Genomic DNA, 4,588 nt, shown 5'->3' on the forward strand with positions numbered 1-4,588 from the left:
CGGGATTACTTAAACTCGTTGAACATTCAGACTATTATGTGTGTAGGATGGCGGCATATGCCTTAGGCAATATCGGTGACGAGAAGGCGATGACGGGATTACTTAAACTCCTTGAACATTCAGACTCTGATGTGCGTAGGATGGCGGCATATGCCTTAGGCAATATCGGTGACGAGAAGGCGATGACGGGATTACTTAAACTCGTTGAACATTCAGACTCTGATGTGCGTAGTAGTGCGGCAGAGGTCTTAGGTAATATCGGTAATGAGAACGCGATGACGGGATTACTTAAACTCGTTGAACATTCCGACTTTTATGTGCGTAGTAGTGCGGCAGAGGCCTTAGGCAATATCGGTAACGAGCTGGCGATGACGGGATTACTAAAACTCGTTGAACATTCAGACTCTGATGTGCGTTGGACGGTGGCATATGCCTTAGGCAAAATCGGTGACGCTCAGGCGATTCAGGGATTACTTAAACTCGTTGAAGATTCAGACTCTTCTGTGCGTAGGACGGTGGCATATGCCTTAGGCAAAATCGGTGACGATCAGGCGATTCAGAAATTACTAAAACTCGTTGAAGATTCAGACTCTTCTGTGCGTAGGAGCGCGGCAGATGCCTTAGGCAAAATCGGTGACGCTCAGGCGATTCAGGGATTACTAAAACTCGTTGAAGATTCACACTCTGATGTGCGTAATAGCGCGGCAGAGGCCTTAGGCAATATCGGTGACGAAAAGGCGATTCCGGGATTACTTAAACTCCTTGAAGATTCACACTCTGATGTGCGTAATAGCGCGGCAAATGCCTTAGAAAAAATCGGTGACGAAAAGGCGATTCCGGGATTACTTAAACTCCTTGAACATTCAGACTATTATGTGCGTAGTAGCGCGGCAGATGCCTTAGGCAATATCGGTGACGAAAAGGCGATTCCGGGATTACTTAAACTCCTTGAACATTCAGGCTCTGATGTGCGTAGGAGGGCGGCAGATGTCTTAGGCAAAATCGGTGACCAGAAGGCGATTCCGGGATTACTTAAACTCGTTGAAGATTCAGACTCTTATGTGCGTAGTAGCGCGGCATATGCCTTAGGCAATATCGCTAAGCAGCACGCAGAGAAAGTCGCCCCCCATCTCCCCCACCTCCTTACCTTAATCCCCTCCGAATCCGGCAAAGAATTTCACCGCGCCATCCTCGCCATCCAAGCCGCCTGCAAATACTACAACTACGAGATACATCAGTTATCCCTAGCACCGCACCCAGCCAAACTATCCCAGCCAAAGGATCTCCTTGCTAAAATTGACGAAACCACTCAGCAAATCCACAAAACAACAAAAGAAATGGCTGACCAACCCACCCAAGACTTCTCCCATGCAACCTTCCAATCCCTCGTCAACTTCGGCCCTAACCACGGGTACCAAGCCCACAAGCTCACCATCGCCGCCCAGCAATCCTCCCCTGAAGCTGCACTGAATGCAGTAGTGCAAATCATTCAGGCATTGGAAAAAAAGTATACCTATGTGCAAGACGAACAACAAGCACGCAATATTATTGATGCAGAATTTAAGGAAATTAAAGAGCAAAAACCCATCGAGTGGCAAAACCTAATCAGCCTCAAACGGGTTTACAACGGTGGCAAAAAAGCAGCCGTGAAAGTTGGCGAACACTTCGCCGAATCAAACCCCTGGGGCAAAGGGCTTGTTGCCTTCATTGAAGGTGTATCCGAAGACGTGAACTAGCCATAGGAATTACGCACGGGAGGTCAGAAACCGGGTTTTTACCAAAATACTTCGTTGTTACCCAGAGATTAAGTAAAAAACCCGGTTTCTTTGGCGGAGTGCGTAAGTATTGCCAAAAGTTTGATACAAAAGTAAGCGCTATCCCAACCGGAGACTGACAGCATGATTCAAAATCCCGCATACTATCAGATGGTGCTAGACACCTTCTGCACCGCCCTAGAAGATGCCCGCCCCGCTGTCAGGGCGAAAGCAGCAGAAGCACTGGGAAAAATGGGAGATGTCGCGATGGTGCCCATATTAGTTAAAGCCTTGAAAGACACCTCGCCAGAAGTCCGTTCCAGCGTCATCCAAGCCCTGGGACAACTGATACTAAATGAGGCTTAAATACTCGTTTCATTTCTTAGTCTCCCTCTGCTCGGACTTCCTTTGTGTAGACGCGATTTCAAGATCCGAGTAATCTTATCATTTCATACATTCAACCATCTGCTGTTCGAGCTTAGCCAACAAAGTATCAACATCTGTTGCGGCTTCCTCAAAACAAACAGGAGGTTCAGGCTTAGGTTCAAAAAGAATCAACTTAATTTGACCTTCACCGATCGCCAAAATCGCCACTTCCTTCTCAGGCTTGTGAGCTTTCAACACACCTACAACTTCCTGAATATGACTTCTCACTTGACGGTTCAACTCCTCAACCGCCTCTTTTTTACAATACACAAAACGCGCAGTTTCTGCAATATCAATTGCTAAAATCTCCTCACTTTCCTCTCCCCTTTCCAGAAATAGCCCCCAAGCCAAAGCAGCCAACTCATGTTGATTAGCCTTCACAAATTTATCTAATTTCCGACTCCAGCTATTTTCGTTGGGTTTGGACTCAGGGCTATCAAATAGAAACATTTTCTCTTCTTGTTTGTATAAACTAATATTTTACAGTCAGCAGTCAGCAGTCAGTTGGCAGTTGGCAGTTGGCAGTTGCCATTAGTTAGGATTCAAATTACCAACTAATGATTATACTCGATACTCGTTACCAGGCAGAGCCTGGTAACGCATATCCGGAGGCTCTGCCTCCATAGTCTGGGCCGAGGCAGAGCCTCTGGACATCGGTTCCCAGGCTGAGCCTGGAAGTTACTCGTTACCAGGCTCAGCCTGGTAACGCATATCCGGAGGCTCTGCCTCCATTGTTGCAGCCGAGGCAGAGCCTCTAGACATCGGTTCCCACGCAGAGCCTGGGAACCAGTTATTGCTATATATCATGTCTGGTTGATTCGCGATCGGATAAATTTCGATCTCCTAGGGGCGGGTTTTACCAACAATCTACCTGTCAAACTAATTATCTCAACCCGCCCCGCCCATATACTTATGATGCTACCAGACACGATATTACCAATTACCAATTCCCAATTGCCAATTACCAATTCCCAATCCCCAATTACCAATTAGCAAAAAGCGCTGCGTTTCTATTTTATACCAGATTGCACGCGCCAGAGCGACGCATAAACTCCGTCCTGTTCGACAAGTTGTTCGTGCTGCCCCGATTCTACCACTATCCCCTCATCCATCACAAAAATGCAGTCAGCATTGCGGACAGTAGAAAGACGGTGGGCGATCGCAATTGTAGTGCGATTCTTAGTAATTCGTTCGAGCGATCGCTGAATTGCCGCCTCCGTCTCGTTATCAACCGCTGAAGTAGCTTCATCAAGGATCAAAATCGGCGGATTCTTCAAAACAGCCCTCGCAATTGCAATGCGCTGCCGCTGTCCCCCCGACAATTTTTGACCGCGTTCCCCTACAATAGTCTTGTAACCGTCCGGCAATTGAACGATAAACTCGTGCGCTTCAGCAATTTTAGCAGCAGTTACTATCTCTCGATTGCTTGCCTCAAAACTGCCGTAGGCAATATTTTCTGCCACCGTACCGTGAAACAAAAACACATCTTGACTCACCAATCCGATCGCTCTCCGCAAATCTTTTAAATTCAGGTTATTTAATTCTATACCGTCGAGATAAATATTCCCGTACTGTACCTCGTACAGCCTCAAAATTAGTTTCACCAGCGTACTTTTTCCCGAACCAGTCGCCCCAACAATCGCAGTAGTTTTACCCGCCGGCAGAGTCAGAGAAAAATACTGCAAAATCGGTTTTCTTTGATTGTAAGAAAAGGTAACATTTTTAAATTCCAACTCACCCTTAACCGAACTGACCGGCAGCCGAATATCACCCGTGCGAATAGCGATCGGAGTATCCAACAAATTCATCACCCGATTAGTAGAAGCCATAGCGCGCTGGTATTGATCCAGAGTATTTCCCAGGCGAGTCAGCGGCCACAGCAACCGCTGCGTCATAAACACCAAAACGCTGTAAGTTCCCACAGACAACCGGCCCGCCACCACCTCCAAACCGCCCAGAAATAGCGTTGCAATAAACCCCAAGAAAATCACAACCCGAATCAGCGGAATAAAAGCAGCCGAAAGTACGATCGCCCGTCGGTTGCTTTGGCGGTAAGCTTGGCTTTGTGTTTCGATGCGCTGAATTTCATAATCTTCGGAAGTAAAACTTTTAATAGTAGTAATTCCCATCAAATTATTCGACAGTTGCCCGTTCAGAAAACTCACCTTTTCCCGCACATCAGCATAGAGAGGAGCGAGGCGATCTTGAAAAGCGAGCGAACCCCAAATAATAAAAGGTATCGGCAGCATTGACAGCCCAGCAACACCAGGAGATGCAGCAAAAAAAGCCGCGCCAATCACAACAACCGTTGTCATTACCTGAATTACCTCATTAGCGCCGTCGTCCAAAAAACGTTCGAGTTGATTGATATCATCATTGAGAATAGAAATCAAACCGCCCGTGCTGCG

4 protein-coding genes are annotated in these 4,588 nt (G+C 47.0%); 2 read left to right on the plus strand and 2 right to left on the minus strand.

The genetic code is table 11. The features are described 5' to 3' along the window. Positions 1-1,736: HEAT repeat domain-containing protein (locus tag ACUVJL_RS10550; RefSeq protein ID WP_445245801.1), on the plus strand; the 1,736-nt coding region annotated here is incomplete at its 5' end. A gap of 162 nt (positions 1,737-1,898) precedes the next feature. Beyond that, positions 1,899-2,120 carry a HEAT repeat domain-containing protein gene (locus ACUVJL_RS10555; protein ID WP_333099932.1) on the plus strand — a complete coding sequence of 74 codons (222 nt, stop codon included), beginning with the start codon at positions 1,899-1,901 and terminating at the stop codon, positions 2,118-2,120. Between the two features lie 78 nt (positions 2,121-2,198). Here the strand turns inward: ACUVJL_RS10555 and ccmS are convergent, their stop codons facing one another. Beyond that, positions 2,199-2,630: a beta-carboxysome assembly chaperone CcmS gene (gene ccmS / locus ACUVJL_RS10560; RefSeq protein ID WP_445245802.1), complete on the minus strand. Its 432-nt coding sequence runs from the start codon at positions 2,628-2,630 to the stop codon at positions 2,199-2,201. Between the two features lie 560 nt (positions 2,631-3,190). Beyond that, positions 3,191-4,588 (minus strand): ABC transporter ATP-binding protein (locus ACUVJL_RS10565; protein WP_445245803.1); only part of this gene is annotated, 1,398 nt, incomplete at its 5' end.

Source organism: Microcoleus sp. OTE_8_concoct_300 (assembly GCF_031383065.1).
In the GTDB taxonomy this organism is placed as follows: Bacteria; Cyanobacteriota; Cyanobacteriia; order Cyanobacteriales; family Microcoleaceae; genus Microcoleus.

What these genes read in the sequence shown, in the direction of transcription:
- ACUVJL_RS10555 (WP_333099932.1), top strand. Translation starts at nt 1,899, where the DNA reads ATGATTCAAAATCCCGCATACTATCAGATGGTGCTAGACACCTTCTGC.
- ccmS (WP_445245802.1), bottom strand. Translation starts at nt 2,630, where the DNA reads ATGTTTCTATTTGATAGCCCTGAGTCCAAACCCAACGAAAATAGCTGG.